Source organism: Streptomyces sp. NPDC052016, assembly GCF_044548445.1.
GTDB lineage: Bacteria > Actinomycetota > Actinomycetes > Streptomycetales > Streptomycetaceae > Streptomyces.
On the sequence record NZ_JBIUBX010000014.1, the window covers coordinates 145472 to 162815 of the forward strand.

Genomic DNA, 17344 nt, shown 5'->3' on the forward strand with positions numbered 1-17344 from the left:
TTTCGCGCAAGGAGTCCGTACCCCATGACGTCCACGGTGCCCAACGCCGTAGAGCACGCCGACGAGCAGCAGCCGCCGATCACCATGTTCGGCCCGGACTTCCCGTACGCGTACGACGACTTCCTCGCGCACCCGGCGGGCCTCGGCCAGGTACCGGCGACCGAGCACGGCACGGAGGTCGCGGTCATCGGCGGCGGCCTGTCCGGCATCGTGGCCGCGTACGAGCTGATGAAGATGGGCCTCAAGCCGGTCGTCTACGAGGCCGACCGGATCGGCGGCCGGCTGCGCACCGTCGGCTTCGACGGCTGCGACCCGTCGCTGACCGCCGAGATGGGCGCGATGCGCTTCCCGCCGTCCTCCACGGCGCTCCAGCACTACATCGACCTGGTGGGCCTTCAGACCCGGCCCTTCCCCAACCCCCTCGCCGAGGCGACCCCTTCGACGGTCGTCGACCTCAAGGGCGAGTCGCACTACGCCGAGACGATCGACGACCTGCCGCAGGTCTACCGGGACGTCGCCGAGGCGTGGAACCGCTGCCTGGAGGAGGGCGCCGACTTCTCCGACATGAACCGCGCCATGCGCGAGCGGGACGTGCCGCGCATCCGCGAGATCTGGGCGAAGCTCGTCGAGAAGCTCGACAACCAGACCTTCTACGGCTTCCTCTGCGACTCCGAGGCCTTCAGGTCCTTCCGGCACCGCGAGATCTTCGGCCAGGTCGGCTTCGGCACGGGCGGCTGGGACACCGACTTCCCGAACTCCATCCTGGAGATCCTCCGGGTCGTCTACACCGAGGCCGACGACCACCACCGCGGCATCGTCGGCGGCTCCCAGCAGCTGCCGCTGCGCCTGTGGGAGCGCGAGCCGGAGAAGATCGTCCACTGGCCCTACGGCACCTCGCTGGCCTCGCTCCACGAGGGCGGCGAGCCCCGCCCGGCCGTGACCCGCCTGAACCGCACCGCCGGCAACCGGATCACCGTGACCGACGCCGACGGGGACATCCGCACCTACCGGGCGGCGATCTTCACCGCCCAGTCCTGGATGCTGCTGTCGAAGATCGCCTGTGATGACTCGCTCTTCCCGATCGACCACTGGACCGCGATCGAGCGGACCCACTACATGGAGAGCTCCAAGCTCTTCGTGCCCGTGGACCGGCCGTTCTGGCTCGACAAGGACAAGGACACCGGGCGGGACGTCATGTCGATGACGCTCACCGACCGCATGACCCGCGGGACGTACCTCCTCGACGACGGCCCCGACAAGCCCGCCGTCATCTGCCTGTCCTACACCTGGTGCGACGACAGCCTGAAGTGGCTGCCGCTGTCCGCGAACGAGCGGATGGAGGTCATGCTGAAGTCGCTCGGCGAGATCTACCCCAAGGTCGACATCAGGAAGCACATCATCGGCAACCCGGTGACGGTCTCCTGGGAGAACGAGCCCTACTTCATGGGCGCGTTCAAGGCCAACCTGCCCGGCCACTACCGCTACCAGCGGCGCCTGTTCACGCATTTCATGCAGGACCGGCTGCCGGAGGACAAGCGGGGCATCTTCCTCGCCGGCGACGACATCTCCTGGACGGCCGGCTGGGCCGAGGGCGCCGTCCAAACCGCGCTGAACGCGGTCTGGGGAGTCATGCACCACCTGGGCGGCTCGACGGACGCGGCCAACCCGGGCCCGGGTGACGTGTACGACGAGATCGCCCCGGTGGAACTGCCGGAGGACTGACCTCCGCGCCGCCGGATCAGTCCGGCAGCGGTGTCAGCAGCATGCGGCCCGCGAAGCCGACGGCCGCGTCGAGGCGGTCGGTGAACTCCTCGGCGAGGTCCGGGAGCCGGCGCAGCGCCCACAGGGCCCGGGCGGCCGACCAGGTGGCGTCGCGGGCGCGCTCCAGGCTCCAGGCGCCGAGGAGGTGGGTGAGCGGGTCGGCGATCTGGAGCAGGTCGGGGCCAGGCATCAGCTCCTCGCGGATGCGTTCCTCCAGCGTGACCAAAAGGTCGCCCACACGGTCGAACTCGTCCTCCAGCTCGGCCGGTTCGCAGCCGAGGCTGCGACAGGCGTCCACGACGGCGAGCGCGAGGTCGTGACCGATGTGCGCGTTGATGCCCGCGAGAGCGAACTGCAGCGGCCGCACGCCCGGATGGCGGCGGAGCTGGAACAGCGGGCGCCAGCAGGCCGGCGGGCGGCGGTCGGACGCGGCCGCGTCCACCGCCGCGAGGTAGCGCTCGGCGAACCGTACGTCCAGCGTGATCGCGGCCCGCGCGTCCGCGAAGCGGCCCGCGTCGATGCGCCGGCCGACCTCCTCGGTGACGGCGAGGTAGACACGGTTGAAGACCGCGATCCCGTCCCGGGACGGCAGCGCCGCGTCGAGGGCGCGCATACGGCGGAGCACTCCGTCGAGGGGGGCGCCGGCGGTGTCCGGGGCAGGGGCGGACTGTTCCAAGTACGGCATGGGGGAAGGGTCGCAGGCCTAGGCTGGCCCGTGGGCCGACCGGCCCGGTGCTTCCCCGGAACGGGGGAACGCGCCCGTCGCGCGGGAGGGGAACAGCACGGTGCGAGGCTCACGGGAGCGGCGGGCGGTCCGCGGGCGCGCCATGGTGGTCGTCGCCTCGGCCGTGGCCGCCCTGGCCGCGGTGGCCGGCACGGTCGTGGTGCTCGGCGACAGCGGTGACGGAGGGGACGGGCGCGATGCCGACCGGGCCGGCTCGGCGGTGAGTCGCGGGCCGGCCGCGCCTTCCCCGTCCGGCTCCCCGCTCGTTCTCCCGTCGGGCCCGCCCGCGGCCGCCCCGACGACGTGGCCCTCCGCCGCCGCGAGCCGCGGGGAGGGGCGGGCGGCCCGGCTCTACCTCCACCCCGAGTCCCAGGTCCGGGACTGGGTGCGGGCCAACCCCGGCGACGGGCGCCGCGCCGTCATCGAGTCCCGCATCGCGGACCGGCCGGCCGCCGTGTGGTTCGCCGAGTACGCGCCGGAGACGATCACCTCCCGGGTCCGCGCGGTCACCTCGGGCGCCGCCGCCCAGGGCCGGGTGCCCGTTCTGGTGCCGTACGCGATCCCGGACCGTGACTGCGGCGGGGCCTCGCAGGGCGGCGCGCCGGATGTCGAGGCGTACGGGGACTGGATCGAGCGGTTCGCCGCCGGGCTCGGCTCCGGGGAGGTCGTCGTGATCCTCGAGCCCGACTCGATCGCCCAGACCGACTGCCTCTCCGCGGACCGGCGCGCCGACCGCTTCGCCGCGCTGGCCCGCGCCGGCCGCGTGCTGAAGGCGGCGAACCCGAGGGCACGCGTCTACTACGACGCCGGCCACTCGCACTGGCACGCCCCCGCGCGCCAAGCGGCCCTGCTGAAGCAGGCCGGCGCCGCCTCGGCCGCCTCCGCCGGAATCTTCAGCAACGTCTCCAACTTCCGCACCACGGCTGACGAGATCGCCTACGACCGGCAGGTCCTCGACGCCCTCGGCGGTCCGGCGGGCCTGGGTGCCGTCGTCGACACCAGCCGCAACGGCAACGGCCCGCCCGCCGACGGCCGGTGGTGCGACCCGGACGGGCGCAGGATCGGGCGGGCTCCCACGCTCGACACCGGCGAGGCCCGCATCGACGCCTACCTGTGGGTGAAGCTCCCGGGCGAGTCCGACGGCTGCAAGGGGGCGGCGGGCACCTTCAGCCCCGCGTACGCCTACGAGCTCGCCCGCTGATTCCCGTTCTCCTCGTCCGTGTCGTACGAGGACGTGCCCTCGTCCAGCAGGGGTTCCTGGGTCTTGAGGTGGGCGGGGGCGAAGGCGCGCAGGGCGTGGTAGCCGGTGATGACGACCAGGGTGCCGAGGGCGATGCCACTGAGGGAGAAGGTGTCGGTGAACTCCATGGTGACGTTCCCGACGCCGATGATGATGCCGGCCGCGGCCGGGACGAGGTTCAGCGGGTTGCGCAGGTCGACCTTGGCGTTGATCCAGATCTGGGCGCCGAGCAGGCCGATCATGCCGTAGAGGATGACGGTGATGCCGCCGAGGACGCCGCCCGGGATGGCGGCCACCACCGCGCCGAACTTGGGGCACAGGCCGAAGAGCAGCGCGAAGCCGGCGGCGGCCCAGTAGGCGGCCGTGGAGTAGACACGGGTCGCGGCCATCACGCCGATGTTCTCGGAGTACGTGGTGTTGGGCGGCCCGCCGACCGCGGTGGACAGCACCGAGCCGACACCGTCGGCGGAGATCGCCGTGCCGAGCTTGTCGTCGAGCCGGTCGCCGGTCATCTCGCCGACCGCCTTCACGTGCCCCGCGTTCTCCGCGACCAGCGCGATGACGACGGGGAGCGCGACCAGGATCGCCGACCACTCGAAGGACGGGCCGTGGAAGGAGGGCAGACCGATCCAGTCGGCCTGGCCGACGGCGGAGAAGTCCAGCCGCCAGTGGTCGGTGACCTTGCCGCTCGCGTCCGCCGAGTGGATCCGGCCGAGGATCCGGTCGAACGCCCACGAGATGCCGTAGCCGAAGACCAGGCCCAGGAAGATCGCGATGCGCGACCAGAAACCGCGCAGACAGACGACCGCCAGACCGGTGAACAGCATGACCAGCAGGGCCGTCCACTGGTCCTGCGGCCAGTAGGTGGAGGCGGTGACGGGGGCGAGGTTGAAGCCGATCAGCATCACGACCGCTCCCGTGACGACGGGCGGCATCGTGGCGTGGATGATCCGCGCGCCGAAGCGCCGCACGGCGAGCCCCACGAGGAACAGCGCCACACCCACGACGAGGACCGCGCCGGTGACCGTGGAGCTCGTGCCGCCCTGCGCGCGGATGACCGCGGCGACGCCCACGAAGGAGAGGGAGCAGCCGAGGTAGCTGGGCACCCGGCCGCGGGTGGCGAGCAGGAAGATGACGGTCGCCACGCCCGACATCATGATCGCCAGGTTCGGGTCCAGCCCCATCAGTACGGGCGCGACGAAACTCGCCCCGAACATGGCCACCACGTGTTGCGCGCCGAGGCCCACCGTGCGGGGCCAGGAGAGCCGCTCGTCGGGACGGACCACCGCGCCGGGCGCGGGGGTGCGTCCGTCGCCGTGCAGTTTCCAGCGGACGCCGAGATCCATGAGGGGGTTTCGCTTTCGTTCGTACGGGGCGGTGGTGCAGATGTCCGGCCCATTGTCGCGTGAAACGACAGGGTGAGCGTCCGCTTAGGATAGGGATGGTTGTCCTGTACACCTGCCGTGTACGCCGTCCCCCGCACTTCAGGAGCCCCACCTGTGACCGCCGAAGCCCCGACCGCACCCGCCCTGGCGTACGGCCGGCTCATCCCCGTCACCGTCCACTTCGACGACCTGGACGCGCTCGGACTCCTGCACAACGCCCGCTACCCGCTGATGGTCGAGCGTGCCTGGACCGAGCTCTGGCAGGAGCACGGGGTGCGTTTCGAGGGCGACTGGGCGGCGGCCGGCGACGCGTGCAACGCGGTCAGGGAACTGCGCATCACCTACGAGGCCCCGGTCACCAAGCCCGGCGCGTACGCCGTCCACCTGTGGCTGGAGCGGCTCGGCAGGACCGGCCTGACGTACGGCTTCCGCTTCTGTTCGACCGACGGCGCGGTCACCTACGCGCAGGGCACCCAGGTCCTCGTCCGGCTGGACCCGGCGACCATGCGGCCGGCGCCGTGGAGCGAGACGCTCAGGACCGCGGGCCGGGCACTGCTTCGCTCGGCCGGCTGACCTGCGGCCGGTCGCGGTCGCCCGCGCGCAGCACCCCCGCGAAGCCCGCCAGCCCACAGGCCAGCAGTGTCACCAGCAGGAACGACACCGTCAGGCTGGTCGCCTGGGCCAGCCCGCCGATGGCGCTCGGCGCGATCAGGCCGGAGGTGTACGTGATGGTCGCGACGCCCGCGATGGCCTGGCTCGGGTTGGGGCCGCTGCGGCCCGCCGCCGCGAAACAGAGCGGGACCACGACGGCGATCCCCAGGCCCATGAGCGCGAACCCGCCCATCGCCACGGCCGGATGCTCGGCCACGACGACGAGCAGACCCCCCAGGACGGCGAGGACGCCACTCGCGCGGACCGTCCGCACCGACCCGTACCGGTCCACCACCTTGTCGCCGGCGATCCGCGCGATCGCCATGGTGAGCGTGAACCCGGTCGTGCACGCGGCGGCGAGTCCCGCGGACGACTCCAGCCGGTCGCGCAGGTAGACCGCCGACCAGTCCAGGCTCGCGCCCTCCGCGAACACCGCGCAGAAGCCGATTGCTCCGATGAGCAGCGCCGACCTGGGCGGCAGGGCGAACCGCGGCGGCGGCTCCTCGTCCTCGGCCGGCTTCAGGTCGAGCACCCAGGCGCAGGCCGCCACACCCACCACGGTCAGCACCGCGGCCGCCAGCAGGTGGTGCAGCCGGGCGTCCGCGCCCAGATGGGCGGCGAGCGTCCCGCCGGCCGAGCCGATCAGGGCGCCCGCGCTCCACATGCCGTGCAGTCCGGACATGATCGAGCGCCCGAGCCGGTTCTCGACCTCCACACCCAGCGCGTTCATCGCCACGTCCGCCATGCCCGCAGTGGCGCCGTACACGAACAGGGCCAGACAGAGGGTCAGCAGGTTCGGGGCGAGGGCCGGCAGGACGAGCGACAGCGTCCACAGGGCCATCAGGCCGCGCAGGGCGTTCCGGGCGCCGAACCGGTGGCTGACGCGGCCCGCGAGCGGCATCGCGACCGACGCGCCCAGCGCGGGAAAGGCGAGTGCGAGCCCCAACTGCCCGGCGCTGACCGACGCGTGGTCCTGGATCCACGGCACCCGGGTGGCGAACGAGCCGGTGACCGCGCCGTGCACGGCGAACACCGTGGCCACGGCATAGCGGGCGCGCCGCACCTCCGACGGTGCGTAGGCCACTTCGCTCATCCCCGGTCCCTTCGCGTCCGTGCGGGTGCGGTGCCTTCCACGGTGCCCACGTCCCGTCCGTGTGCGCCGCCGACGTAAACTATCAGGAAGCCTGCCTGATAAATAGAGGCCGTCCGGCACCCCCTCGGGCGCCCCATGGGAGGATTCCCCGCATGCCCGCATCCCCGAGCACCGCCCGGGCCATCAACGACCGGCTCGCCCTGCGGCTGATGCAGGACGAAGGCCCGCTGACGGCAGGGCAGTTGAAGCAGCTCACCGGCCTGTCCCGGCCGACCGTCGCGGACCTCGTCGAACGTCTCACCGCCTCCGGCCTGATCGAGGTCGTCGGAGAGGCGGGCGCACGACGACGCGGCCCGAACGCCAAGCTGTACGGCATCGTCGCCGGCCGCGCCCAGTTGGCGGCCCTGGACGTGCGCACGGAAGGCGTCGCGGTGCTCGTGTCCGACTTGGTGGGCCGGGTGCTCGCCGAGGCGTCCGTGCCGATCGGCGGCGACACCGGCACGGGCCCGGCCGTCGAGCAGGCCGTGACCCTCGTCGAGCGGGCGGTCAAGGAGGCCGGCGCCGACCGGCTGCACACCGTCGGCATCGGCGCGCCCGGCCTGATCGACCCCGCGAGCGGCGAACTGCGCGACTCCACGGGCCTGCCCGAGTGGCACCGGCGCCTGGTGGCCGCCCTGCAGGAACGCCTCCCCGACGCCCGCGTCAGCGTCGAGAACGAGACCAACCTCGCCGCGCTGGCCGAACAGCGCGAGGGCGTCGCCCGGGACCGTGACACCTTCGTCCTGCTGTGGCTCGGCCACGGCACCGGCGCCGCCGTCGTGCTCGACGGCGCCCTGCGCCGCGGGGCCTCCGGCGGCACCGGTGAGATCGGCTTCCTGCCGGTGCCGGGAACGACCGGGCTGCCCTCGGCGACGGACTGCGAGGGCGGCTTCCACTCGCTGGCCGGGGCGGCGGCGATCGTGGCGCTCGCGGGGGAGCACGGGCTGAGCGTCCCACCGCACTCCGACGGGCCGGGAGCCGCGGCGGTAGTCCGCGAGGCGGTGCTGGCGGCGGCCGCGGGGCCCGGCCGTGCGGCGGAGCCCGGCGACGAGGCGGGGCGCCGCAGCGGGTCGGGGGATCCTCGCGAGGCCGGGCGGGAACCTGAGGCAGGCCATGGTCACGGGGCGCGGTCCGCGCACGAGGCGGGGCCGCGCATTGCGGGCGGGGCAGGGGACGAGCCCCGGGTCCGGGATGACGCCCGGGCGGGGGGCGAGGCGCCGCTCGGGAGTGCGGGGGAGCCGGCCTCCGGTGCGTTGCGCGCGGGGCGTTCGTCGGCCGGGCAGGCACCGCTCGTACCGGACGCGGCGCGCGCCGGTGCCGCCGTCGGTTTTCTCGACGCCCTCGCCGAGCGCCTGGCCGTCGGAGCCGCTTCCGTCGTCGCCGTCCTCGACCCCGGGTGCGTGGTGCTCGGCGGCGAGGTCGGCCAGGCCGGAGGGGAGGCACTCGCGGCCCGGGTGGAAGAACGGCTGCGACGGATGGCTCCGCTGCCCACGGAGGTACGGCCGAGCAGCCTGGGCGGCGCCGCGGTGCTGCGCGGGGCGCTGCTCACGGCCCGCGAGTCCGCCCAGGCGGAGCTGTTCGGCAGGCCCTGACCGCGAGTCCGGCCCGGGCCTGTCGCAGGGAGGCGACGGTGCTTTCCAGACCCCGCCTCGGCGCGATCCGAACGACAGGCCTCAGGGGATGTCCGCGCAGTCTCGCCTGGCCCGCGACGCCGGGCACGCACTCTCGCCGCACCGGGCGAACACCCGAGTACGACCAGTACGCGGGCGTCCGCCCGGCACGCCGAGAGCGCGCCACCAGACGCCGCAGGCCCCGCCCTCCGGGCGGACGACGCGATTTTGCGGACACCCTCTAGCGGGCGGTCCGCCTCGCCAGGTACTCCTCGAACGTCCCCTTCCCCGCCGCCGACTCCGGCGCCAGGTGCCCACCGGCCCGGAACCCCCGGTAGGCCGCGCCCCCCAGCGGCACGTTCACCACGGCACGCCGCCTGCCCCTGGCCCCGAGATACGCGCGGGCCAGCGACTCGAGCGTACGGACCTCGGGTCCGGCCATGTCCTCGACCCGCCCGGCCGGCGCCCCGGCGGCCAGCTCCGCGAGCCGCTCCGCGACCTCCGTCACCTCCACGGGCTGGTCGCTCACCCCTGCAGGCAGGAACATCACCGGCAGCTTCGCCACCATCTCGAACACCTGCGCGACCAGGTCGTGGAACTGGGTCGCGCGCAGCACGGTCCAGCCCAGTCCCGACTCCTCCACGAGCCGTTCGACGGCGAGCTTCGAGCGGTAGTAGCCGAACGGCACACGGTCCACGCCGACGATCGAGACGTAGACGAGGTGCCCGACGCCCGCCTCCCGCGCCGCCCCGATCAGGCGCGTGGCCGCCTGCTCGTCGCCCCCGCGCGGTGAGGTGGCGCAGTGCACGATCGTGTCCACTCCGGCGACGGCCGCGTCCAGTCCCGGACCGCCTTCGCGCAGATCGACGGCGTACGGCTGTGCGTGCCGGCTCAGCACCCGCACCTCGTGGCCGTCCGCGCGCAGCCGCTCGGCGACGAGCCGGCCGAGGGTTCCGGTACCCCCGGTCACCAGGATCGTGGTCATGCTGGTCAGTCCCTTCGGGCGCGGGGCGCTCCCGACCGGAACGCCCTCCGCCGGTTGAGACGGGGCTGACCCCGGAAAACGTGACGTCCGGGGTCAGCCTGCCCGCACCCCCCAGGTGGGAGGCCCGGCGGCGGGCAAGGGCCGTCGTCACCGCCGCCGGGCCGGTCCGTACGGGTCAGCAGGACCCGAGGTCCTGCCACACCCCCCATTCCCCTGTGGTGCCGGGCTCCTCACCCTTCGTCCACCACTTGGCCTTCCAGGAGTGCCCCTTGTGGGAGACCACGCTGCCGCCGGTGTACTCCGTGGCGGAGTTCCAGGCCGCGCCCGCGCACGTGCCGCCGGACGGGGACGGGGAGGGCGAGGACGTGCCCGAAGGATTGCCCGACGGGGTGCCGGAAGGACTGCCCGAGGCGGTTGCGGACGGGGTGACCGACGGCGTCCCCGACGGGGTTCCCGACGGCGACGGGGTTCCCGAACCCGGCTCCACCACCGTCACGCCCCGCGCCAGATCACCGGCGAGCGCGTACGTCCTCCCGCCGAACGTCACCGTCCAGTTCGACGGCGTCGACACGGGCAGGTAATACACGAAGTCCAGCTCGGCCGACGCCCCCGGGGCCAGTGTCTGCCAGGCCGGCAGCTTCAGCGAGACCCGGTGGTGGTCGCCCTTCAGCCCGCCGACGTTGGTTCCCGTGTGATCGCTGCGGATCACCGAAGTCCCCCAGCCGGACTGGTCCTTGGCGTTGCCGGGAGCCGAGGTGCCGTAGTCGAAGCGGAACTCCGTGCCGCCGGGGAGGGTCGCCGAGGTGTTGTTCGTGATCCTCAGCTTGGGGCTGATGGGGTAGTTGGAGTCGCCGAGCGGGAACTGCCCGAACTCCACGTCGATCCTCAGCACCTCCGCCGGCAGGGCGACCGTCGACCGTGTCGCGCCGTAGGGGGACGCCGACTTGAACTTCTCGTACATCGCCGAGGTCAGCGTCGACCCCGGCTCGTACTGCCCCTCGGCCGCGTTCCAGCCGTAGTCGCCGGCCAGCTCCCACACCATCGTGCCGCCGATGCCGTTGGCCACGACGTAGTCCGCCTTGGCGTTCACGGACTGCTCGTCCTCGGTGGACAGGAACACCTTCTTCTCGGCGTTCCACAGCCAGGGCGCGACCAGGGTGGCATCGTACTTCCGGGCGTACGTGCCCGTCAGCCGGGTGTCGGCCGGGAAGCCGTACCGCGTGACGTAGTCCCCGACGATGCCCTTCTCCAGGTTCTTGGCGTGCCACATCGGGTTCGAGCCCGCGGGCGCCTCCTTGCCCGCGGTGTCGAGGTCGTGCCAGAGGTTGTCGATGCCCACGGCGCCGTCACCGCACCTGGTGAGGCCGGACCCGGCCGGGCAGGTGGTCGAGGGCGCCCTGCCCCACAGGCCGTCGGTCCCGCCGGTGACGTTCTTGAAGCCCCGGGTGTAGTAGGGGAGTCCGATGTTGATCCGGCCGGGCGGCATCGAGCCGCGGAAGTAGTGGTAGGCCCAGTCGGTGTTCAGATAGCCGATCCCGCCGTACTGGGAGGTGGAGTACACGCCCGCGGCGGCGAGTTCGGCGTCCTTCCCGTCGTCGAAGAGGGAGGCGTTCGGGCCGACGTACTCGTTCCAGGCGCCGTGCAGGTCGTAGGACATGATGTTGACGTAGTCCAGGTACTTCTGGACCTGGAACGTCTCCATGCCGCGCAGCAGGTATCCGGACGAGGGCGCCGCGACCGACAGCAGGTAGTGCTTCCCGTCCGCGGCGCCCGCGCGGTCGAGCTTCTCGCGCAGCGTCTTCATCAGGGCCGCGTAGCCCTTGACCAGACCGGCCCGGCGGGCGTTGGAGAGGGACCAGTCGAGCGGGTTGCCCGCGTCCTTCATGGACGTCGGGTACTCGTAGTCGATGTCGACGCCGTTGAAGCCGTACTTCCTGAGGAAGTCGACGGCGGAATCCGCGAACGTGTCGATGCCCGTCCGGTTGACCGAACCGTCGGCGTTCGTGGCCATCGAGTAGAAGCCGCCGGAGTTCACCCGGGTGCCGCTGTCGTCGAAATACCCGCCCGTCTCCGCCCAGCCGCCCACCGAGATCAGCGTCTTGACGTCGGGGTGTTGCTTCTTGAATTTGTTCAGCAGGTTGAAGTGGCCCCTGTAGGGAAAGGCCGGGTCCATTTCGGCCCCCGCCACCCCCGGCCATGTCATCCCGGTCGCCGCGTTCGTGGCGCCGTCCGTGCCGACGGAGATCCTGTTGCCGCCGTCGACGTGCGCGAACGCGTAGTTGAGGTGGGTGACCTTGTCCCACGGGATGTCGGACGCCAGATAGGCGGGCGTGCCGTCCTTGCCGGTGCGCCAGCCGGTGAAGTAGCCGATCACCCGGCGCTGGTGGTCGGCGCCCATCTTCTCGCGCCCGGCCGAGTCGTAGACCGAGCAGTAGGGGACGTCGACGCCCGGTGTCGCGTACAGCCCGTCGGGGCGGCAGGACGCCTGGTCGGCGGCGCGGGAGACGGTCGCCGGCAGGGCGGCCAGCAGCAGGCCCGTGACCGCCGCGGCCGCCGCGAGCAGCGCCGGTCGCGCCCGGCGTCGTGAAAGGGACAGCACAGTCGGTTCCTCTCCACGGAATGTGCGCAGACCCTAGAGAGGACTAGACCAGTGCGTCAATAGGTATGGACCAATCTCAAGCGAGCCCGGCAGGTGGGGAGTTGCCGGTGCCTCGGCCCGCCCGAGAAGTCCATGCGCGCGGCCTGTGAGCCACTCCACATCGTTCGCCCGTATGGACGACGACCCGGCGTGGCACACTGGCCCTGTACCTAAAGCAGCGCACTCCGGGGTCGGTGAAAGTCCGAACCGGCGGTTACAGTCCGCGACCCGGTCGCCTCCAGCGACCGGTTGACCAGGTGAAATTCCTGGACCGACGGTTAAAGTCCGGATGGGAGGCAGTGCGCGGCGGGCGGGCATTCGTGCGCGCCGCCGTATACGTACTCGTCCGTGGACGAGTCTGTCCGGCGTCGCCCCCGGTGTCCTCGCTCGTACTTTCTGTCGTCATCGACAGGCCCCGGAGTCCGTGCCCAACGAGGCAGGAGGACCCGGGAAGTGTTCACCGGAATCGTCGAAGAGCTGGGTGAGGTCACCGCCGTCGAGAACCTCGGCGACGCCTCCCGCTTCCGGCTGCGCGGACCCGTCGTCACCGAGGGCGCGAAGCACGGCGACTCCATCGCCGTGAACGGGGTCTGTCTCACCGTCGTCGAGCACGAGGGCGACGAGTTCACCGCCGACGTCATGGCGGAGACCCTCGACCGCTCCAGCCTCGGCGCCCTCACCGTCGGCTCCCGCGTCAACCTCGAACGGCCCACCGCGGTCGGCGCCCGTCTCGGCGGCCACATCGTCCAGGGCCACGTCGACGGCACCGGCCAGGTCCTCGAGCGCCGGCCGTCCGAGCACTGGGAGATCGTGAAGGTCTCGCTCCCGGCCCACCTCTCCCGGTACGTCGTCGAGAAGGGCTCCATCACCGTCGACGGCATCAGCCTCACCGTCGTCGACGCCGGCGCCGACCACTTCACCGTCAGCCTCATCCCCACCACCCTCGCACTGACCACCCTGGGCCTGAAGCAGCCCGGCGACCCGGTCAACCTCGAGGTGGACGTCGTCGCCAAGTACGTCGAGCGGCTGCTCGCCGGCACTCAGGGAGCAGCCAAGTGAACTGGCTGAACTCCGAGGCCTTCGTCATGTTCGACCAGCACATCATCTGGTCGGACATGATCGGCAACATCCTCGGCCTGATCACGCTCGCCCTCGGCTGGCGGCGCTCCCTGCTGACCTGGCCGGTCCAGTTCCTCTCCGGCCTCGTCCTCTTCGTCGCCTTCTACGGCCACCTGGCCGGCAGCGCCGGCAAGCAGGTCGTCGTCATGGCCGTCGCCCTGTACGGCTGGTGGCAGTGGAACCGGAACAAGGGCCAGTCCGAGGACGGTCACATCGCCCCCCGGTTCGCCACCTGGCACGAGCGCGCCGCGATGATCGCCGCCGCGGCCGCCGGCACGGTCGCCGTGGCCCTCCTCTTCAAGGCCTACCCCACCCTGTCCTGGGACCCCTGGCCGGACGCCTACATCTTCGTCGGCACCGTCGTCGCCATGTACGCCCAGGCCCGCGGCATGGTCGAGTTCTGGTTCGCCTGGCTCCTCGTCGACCTCGTCGGCGTCCCTCTGAACTTCGCCAACGGCTACGCCTTCTCCGGCTTCGTCTACGTCATCTACGGCGCGCTCGTCCTGTGGGGCATGCGCGACTGGTGGCTGCGCTCCCGCAAGGGCCCGCAGCCCGCTCTGGAAGGAGCGCCGGCATGAGCACGGCACCGCTGCTGTACAGCACCGACGGAATCGAGAACTTCGCGCTGGACCCCGTCGAGCAGGCCATCGCCGACATCGCGGCCGGCCGCCCCGTCGTGGTCGTCGACGACGAGGACCGGGAGAACGAGGGCGACCTCGTCATCGCCGCCGAGAAGGCCACCCCCGAGATCGTCGCCTTCATGATGAGCGAGTGCCGCGGCCTGATCTGCGCCCCCATGGAGGGCGACGAACTGGACCGGCTCCAGCTCCCCCAGATGGTCGCGGACAACACCGAGTCGATGAAGACCGCGTTCACGGTCTCCGTCGACGCCTCCGCCGCGCACGGGGTGACCACCGGCATCTCCGCCTCCGACCGCGCCACCACCCTCCAGCTGCTGGCGAGCGGTGAGGCACAGCCGACGGACCTCGTCCGCCCCGGCCACGTCTTTCCGCTGCGCGCCAAGCCCGGCGGCGTCCTCGTCCGCAACGGCCACACCGAGGCGGCCGTCGACCTGGCCCGCCTCGCGGGCCTGCGCCCGGCCGGGGCGATCGTCGAGATCGCCGGCGAGGACGGCCGCATGCTGCGCCTGCCCGAGCTGATCCCCTTCGCCCGCAAGCACGGCCTGACGATCATCTCCATCGAGGACCTGATCGCCTACCGCCGCAACGCCGAGCCCACCGTCCGCCGCGAGGCCGAGACCCGGCTGCCCACCGCCCACGGCACCTTCACCGCCTACGGCTACCGCTCCACCGTCGACGGCGTCGAGCACGTCGCCCTGGTCCACGGCGACATCGGCGACGGCGAGGACGTCCTCGTCCGCGTCCACTCCGAGTGCCTCACCGGCGACGTCTTCGGCTCGGCCCGCTGCGACTGCGGCCCCCAGCTCGACGCGGCGCTGCAGCGCGTCCAGAGCGAGGGCCGGGGCGTGGTGGTCTACCTGCGCGGGCACGAGGGCCGCGGCATCGGCCTGCTGTCCAAACTCAGGGCGTACGAACTCCAGGAGCGGGGCCACGACACCCTCGACGCCAACCTGGAGCTCGGCCTGCCCGCCGACGCCCGCGACTACGCCGCCGGCGCCCAGATCCTCACCGACCTCGGCGTGCGCAGCGTCCGCCTGATGACCAACAACCCCGAGAAGACCGAGGCGCTGCTGCGCCACGGCCTCGAGGTCAGCGCACGCGAGCCGATGCCCGTACAGGCGGGCGAGCACAACATCCGCTACCTGCGCACCAAGCGGGACCGGATGGGACACGACCTGCCCTGGCTGGACACGGCCCCCGTGTCCCCCTGCGGCAACCAGTAACCACAGCACCACAGCAGAAGGCACGAAGGAGAGACGTGAGCGGCAAGGGCGCACCGGAACTGTCCGTACGCAATGTGGGTGACCTGCGGGTCGCCGTCATCGCGGCCCAGTGGCACGAGAAGGTGATGGACGGTCTGGTCGACGGCGCCCTGCGCGCCCTGCACGACCTGGGCATCGACGAGCCGACCCTGTTGCGGGTCCCCGGCAGCTGGGAGCTCCCGGTCGTCGCCAAGGTGCTCGCCGGACGGGGCTACGACGCGATCGTCGCCCTCGGCGTCGTCATCCGCGGCGGCACCCCCCACTTCGACTTCGTGTGCCAGGGCGTCACCCAGGGCCTCACCCAGGTCTCCGTCGAGACCGGCGTCCCCGTCGGCTTCGGCGTGCTCACCTGCGACACCGAGGAGCAGGCCCTGGACCGGGCCGGCCTGGAGGGCTCCAACGAGGACAAGGGGCACGAGGCGGTGACGGCGGCGGTGGCGACCGCGGCAACCCTCCGCTCAGTATCCGAACCGTGGCGCTAGGCCGGTCGGCACACCGCGTAAAGTGGGCGTCACCATGTCCAAGAAGACGTTCGAGGAGCTCTTCACCGAGCTCCAGCAGAAGGCCGCCACCGGCGACCCCACCACTTCCCGCACCGCCGAACTGGTCGAGAAGGGCGTCCATGCCATCGGCAAGAAGGTCGTCGAGGAGGCCGCCGAGGTCTGGATGGCCGCCGAGTACGAGGGCAAGGACGCGGCCGCCGAGGAGATCTCGCAGCTCCTGTACCACGTCCAGGTGATGATGGTCGCCCGCGGGATCTCCCTGGACGACGTCTACGCCCACCTCTGAGCCGCAACCGCACCCCCTTTCCGTACGAACGAAGGAAGCTCGCCTCATGCTGCGCATCGCCGTCCCCAACAAGGGTTCACTGTCCGGCCCTGCGGCGGAGATGCTGCATGAGGCGGGTTACCAGCAGCGCCGTGAGTCCAAGGAGCTGCGGATCGTCGACCCGGAGAACGAGGTCGAGTTCTTCTACCTCCGCCCCCGCGACATCGCGATCTACGTCTCCTCCGGCCGCCTCGACATCGGCATCACCGGCCGCGACCTGCTGATCGACTCCGGCGCCAACGCCGAGGAGATCCTCCCGCTCGGCTTCGCCCGCTCCACCTTCCGCTACGCCACCAAGCCCGGCGCCGCGAAGGGTGTCGAGGACCTCGGCGGCATGACCGTCGCCACCTCCTACGAGGGCATCGTCGCCAAGCACCTCGCCGACAACGGCATCGACGCCTCCGTCGTCCACCTCGACGGCGCCGTCGAGACCGCCATCGAGCTCGGTGTCGCCGAGGTCATCGCGGACGTCGTCGAGACCGGCACCTCCCTGCGCAACGCGGGCCTGGAGGTCATCGGCGAGCCGATCATGAAGTCCGAGGCCGTCGTCATCCGCCGCACCGGCGCGGACGCCGAGGAGCCGAAGGTGCAGCAGTTCCTGCGCCGTCTCCAGGGCGTCCTGGTCGCCCGGACGTACGTGATGATGGACTACGACTGCCGCGTCGAGCAGTTGGAGAAGGCCGTCGCCCTCACCCCGGGCCTGGAGTCGCCCACCGTGTCCCCGCTGCACAACGAGGGCTGGGTCGCCGTCCGCGCCATGGTCCCCGCCAAGGAAGCCCAGCGGATCATGGACGACCTCTACGACATCGGCGCCCGGGCGATCCTGACCACGGCCATCCACGCCTGCCGTCTCTGAGACCCACAGCCGTGTCCGACCGTCTCTGAGAGCCGCCACATGTCCGACCTCCCCACCCTGCCCGTCACGTTCCGGCCGGGCCGCACCCGCGCGGTGCTGCTCACCGCCGGTGTCGCGATCTTCGTCGTCATCTCGGTCGTCGCGCTCCTCCTGGAGCAGCTCGGCCCGGGGGAGCGACTCAGCTTCATCGTGACCGGGGGGCTCATCTTCTGGGTTCTGGCCCAGCTCGCCCGGGTCCGGGTCGTCGCGGACGACTCCGGTGTCACCGTCGTCAACATCGCCGGCAAGAGGCGACTGGACTGGGCGGAGATCGTCCAGGTGAACCTCCGACCGGGTGATCCCTGGGTGTTCCTCAACCTCAGTGACGGCACCAGCCTGCCCGCGCTCGGCATCCAGCCGGGCATCGCCCGGGAGCGGGCCATCGCCGACGCGCGCACCCTGCGCGCCCTCGTCGAAGCGCGTTCCGTCCGCGACCCCGAGCAGGATCAGGGCTGACTCGGGGCGTCCACCCT

General features: G+C 71.9%; 16 protein-coding genes and 1 riboswitch. Of the genes, 11 read left to right on the forward strand and 5 right to left on the reverse strand.

What is annotated here, in order from left to right:
* Nucleotides 1-24 precede the first annotated feature (24 nt).
* Nucleotides 25-1722, forward strand: a complete 1698-nt coding sequence (locus ACIHAR_RS19225) for a flavin monoamine oxidase family protein (RefSeq protein WP_400020563.1) — start codon at nucleotides 25-27, stop codon at nucleotides 1720-1722.
* A 16-nt stretch (nucleotides 1723-1738) separates the two neighbouring features.
* Here ACIHAR_RS19225 and ACIHAR_RS19230 read toward each other — a convergent pair whose 3' ends face one another.
* On the reverse strand, nucleotides 1739-2446 hold the full coding sequence (locus ACIHAR_RS19230) for a DUF5995 family protein (RefSeq protein WP_388751925.1): 708 nt from the start codon (nucleotides 2444-2446) through the stop codon (nucleotides 1739-1741).
* A 142-nt stretch (nucleotides 2447-2588) separates the two neighbouring features.
* Between ACIHAR_RS19230 and ACIHAR_RS19235 the strand changes: the two genes are divergently transcribed.
* A complete protein-coding gene (locus ACIHAR_RS19235) occupies nucleotides 2589-3686 on the forward strand; it encodes a glycoside hydrolase family 6 protein (protein WP_400020655.1) in 1098 nt (365 codons plus the stop codon).
* On the opposite strand, the gene ACIHAR_RS19240 is transcribed toward ACIHAR_RS19235, so the two are convergent.
* Entirely contained in the window at nucleotides 3668-5071 is a 1404-nt protein-coding gene (locus ACIHAR_RS19240; RefSeq protein WP_400020565.1) for a uracil-xanthine permease family protein, read from the reverse strand. The two genes, ACIHAR_RS19235 and ACIHAR_RS19240, sit on opposite strands and share 19 nt — an antisense overlap.
* Before the next feature lie 153 nt (nucleotides 5072-5224).
* Between ACIHAR_RS19240 and ACIHAR_RS19245 the strand changes: the two genes are divergently transcribed.
* Nucleotides 5225-5683 carry an acyl-CoA thioesterase gene (locus tag ACIHAR_RS19245; RefSeq protein WP_400020567.1) on the forward strand — a complete coding sequence of 153 codons (459 nt, stop codon included), beginning with the start codon at nucleotides 5225-5227 and terminating at the stop codon, nucleotides 5681-5683.
* Here ACIHAR_RS19245 and ACIHAR_RS19250 read toward each other — a convergent pair.
* Nucleotides 5643-6854, reverse strand: coding sequence for an MFS transporter (locus ACIHAR_RS19250; protein ID WP_365455324.1), 1212 nt, complete (start codon nucleotides 6852-6854; stop codon nucleotides 5643-5645). The two genes, ACIHAR_RS19245 and ACIHAR_RS19250, sit on opposite strands and share 41 nt — an antisense overlap.
* A 152-nt stretch (nucleotides 6855-7006) precedes the next feature.
* Here ACIHAR_RS19250 and ACIHAR_RS19255 point away from each other — a divergent pair, with 152 nt between their 5' ends.
* Nucleotides 7007-8485: an ROK family transcriptional regulator gene (locus ACIHAR_RS19255; protein WP_400020569.1), complete on the forward strand. Its 1479-nt coding sequence runs from the start codon at nucleotides 7007-7009 to the stop codon at nucleotides 8483-8485.
* A gap of 259 nt (nucleotides 8486-8744) precedes the next feature.
* Here ACIHAR_RS19255 and ACIHAR_RS19260 read toward each other — a convergent pair whose 3' ends face one another.
* Nucleotides 8745-9488 carry an NAD(P)H-binding protein gene (locus ACIHAR_RS19260; protein ID WP_365455318.1) on the reverse strand — a complete coding sequence of 248 codons (744 nt, stop codon included), beginning with the start codon at nucleotides 9486-9488 and terminating at the stop codon, nucleotides 8745-8747.
* A 175-nt stretch (nucleotides 9489-9663) separates the two neighbouring features.
* Nucleotides 9664-12087 (reverse strand): chitinase C-terminal domain-containing protein, encoded by a 2424-nt coding sequence (locus ACIHAR_RS19265; RefSeq protein ID WP_400020572.1) that lies wholly within the window; start codon nucleotides 12085-12087, stop codon nucleotides 9664-9666.
* A gap of 215 nt (nucleotides 12088-12302) precedes the next feature.
* Nucleotides 12303-12433: riboswitch (FMN riboswitch) on the forward strand.
* A 146-nt stretch (nucleotides 12434-12579) separates the two neighbouring features.
* On the opposite strand from ACIHAR_RS19265, the gene ACIHAR_RS19270 reads away from it, so the two are divergent.
* Genes ACIHAR_RS19270 through ACIHAR_RS19300 form a run of 7 tightly spaced genes read left to right on the forward strand, consistent with a single transcriptional unit; the run spans nucleotide 12580 to nucleotide 17327 of the window.
* Nucleotides 12580-13185 (forward strand): riboflavin synthase, encoded by a 606-nt coding sequence (locus tag ACIHAR_RS19270; RefSeq protein WP_400020573.1) that lies wholly within the window; start codon nucleotides 12580-12582, stop codon nucleotides 13183-13185.
* Nucleotides 13182-13823: a nicotinamide riboside transporter PnuC gene (pnuC, locus tag ACIHAR_RS19275; RefSeq protein WP_400020575.1), complete on the forward strand. Its 642-nt coding sequence runs from the start codon at nucleotides 13182-13184 to the stop codon at nucleotides 13821-13823. The genes ACIHAR_RS19270 and pnuC overlap by 4 nt, the downstream gene beginning before the upstream one ends.
* Nucleotides 13820-15109, forward strand: a complete 1290-nt coding sequence (locus tag ACIHAR_RS19280; protein WP_365455306.1) for a bifunctional 3,4-dihydroxy-2-butanone-4-phosphate synthase/GTP cyclohydrolase II — start codon at nucleotides 13820-13822, stop codon at nucleotides 15107-15109. The genes pnuC and ACIHAR_RS19280 overlap by 4 nt, the downstream gene beginning before the upstream one ends.
* A 35-nt stretch (nucleotides 15110-15144) precedes the next feature.
* Nucleotides 15145-15630: a 6,7-dimethyl-8-ribityllumazine synthase gene (ribH, locus tag ACIHAR_RS19285; RefSeq protein ID WP_189936439.1), complete on the forward strand. Its 486-nt coding sequence runs from the start codon at nucleotides 15145-15147 to the stop codon at nucleotides 15628-15630.
* Nucleotides 15631-15664: 34 nt separating this feature from the next.
* Nucleotides 15665-15937, forward strand: coding sequence for a phosphoribosyl-ATP diphosphatase (locus ACIHAR_RS19290; RefSeq protein WP_365455302.1), 273 nt, complete (start codon nucleotides 15665-15667; stop codon nucleotides 15935-15937).
* 46 nt (nucleotides 15938-15983) lie between these two features.
* Nucleotides 15984-16832 carry an ATP phosphoribosyltransferase gene (gene hisG / locus ACIHAR_RS19295; RefSeq protein ID WP_365455300.1) on the forward strand — a complete coding sequence of 283 codons (849 nt, stop codon included), beginning with the start codon at nucleotides 15984-15986 and terminating at the stop codon, nucleotides 16830-16832.
* Between the two features lie 39 nt (nucleotides 16833-16871).
* A complete protein-coding gene (locus ACIHAR_RS19300; protein WP_400020579.1) occupies nucleotides 16872-17327 on the forward strand; it encodes a PH domain-containing protein in 456 nt (151 codons plus the stop codon).
* Nucleotides 17328-17344: the final 17 nt, after the last annotated feature.

Excerpts from the sequence above, each read along its gene's own strand:
- ACIHAR_RS19300 (WP_400020579.1), top strand. The coding sequence starts at position 16,872 with ATGTCCGACCTCCCCACCCTGCCCGTCACGTTCCGGCCGGGCCGCACC.
- ACIHAR_RS19235 (WP_400020655.1), top strand. The coding sequence starts at position 2,589 with ATGGTGGTCGTCGCCTCGGCCGTGGCCGCCCTGGCCGCGGTGGCCGGC.
- hisG (WP_365455300.1), top strand. The coding sequence starts at position 15,984 with ATGCTGCGCATCGCCGTCCCCAACAAGGGTTCACTGTCCGGCCCTGCG.
- ACIHAR_RS19225 (WP_400020563.1), top strand. The coding sequence starts at position 25 with ATGACGTCCACGGTGCCCAACGCCGTAGAGCACGCCGACGAGCAGCAG.
- ACIHAR_RS19240 (WP_400020565.1), bottom strand. The coding sequence starts at position 5,071 with ATGGATCTCGGCGTCCGCTGGAAACTGCACGGCGACGGACGCACCCCC.
- ACIHAR_RS19290 (WP_365455302.1), top strand. The coding sequence starts at position 15,665 with ATGTCCAAGAAGACGTTCGAGGAGCTCTTCACCGAGCTCCAGCAGAAG.
- ACIHAR_RS19250 (WP_365455324.1), bottom strand. The coding sequence starts at position 6,854 with ATGAGCGAAGTGGCCTACGCACCGTCGGAGGTGCGGCGCGCCCGCTAT.
- ACIHAR_RS19260 (WP_365455318.1), bottom strand. The coding sequence starts at position 9,488 with ATGACCACGATCCTGGTGACCGGGGGTACCGGAACCCTCGGCCGGCTC.
- ACIHAR_RS19255 (WP_400020569.1), top strand. The coding sequence starts at position 7,007 with ATGCCCGCATCCCCGAGCACCGCCCGGGCCATCAACGACCGGCTCGCC.
- ACIHAR_RS19280 (WP_365455306.1), top strand. The coding sequence starts at position 13,820 with ATGAGCACGGCACCGCTGCTGTACAGCACCGACGGAATCGAGAACTTC.
- ACIHAR_RS19230 (WP_388751925.1), bottom strand. The coding sequence starts at position 2,446 with ATGCCGTACTTGGAACAGTCCGCCCCTGCCCCGGACACCGCCGGCGCC.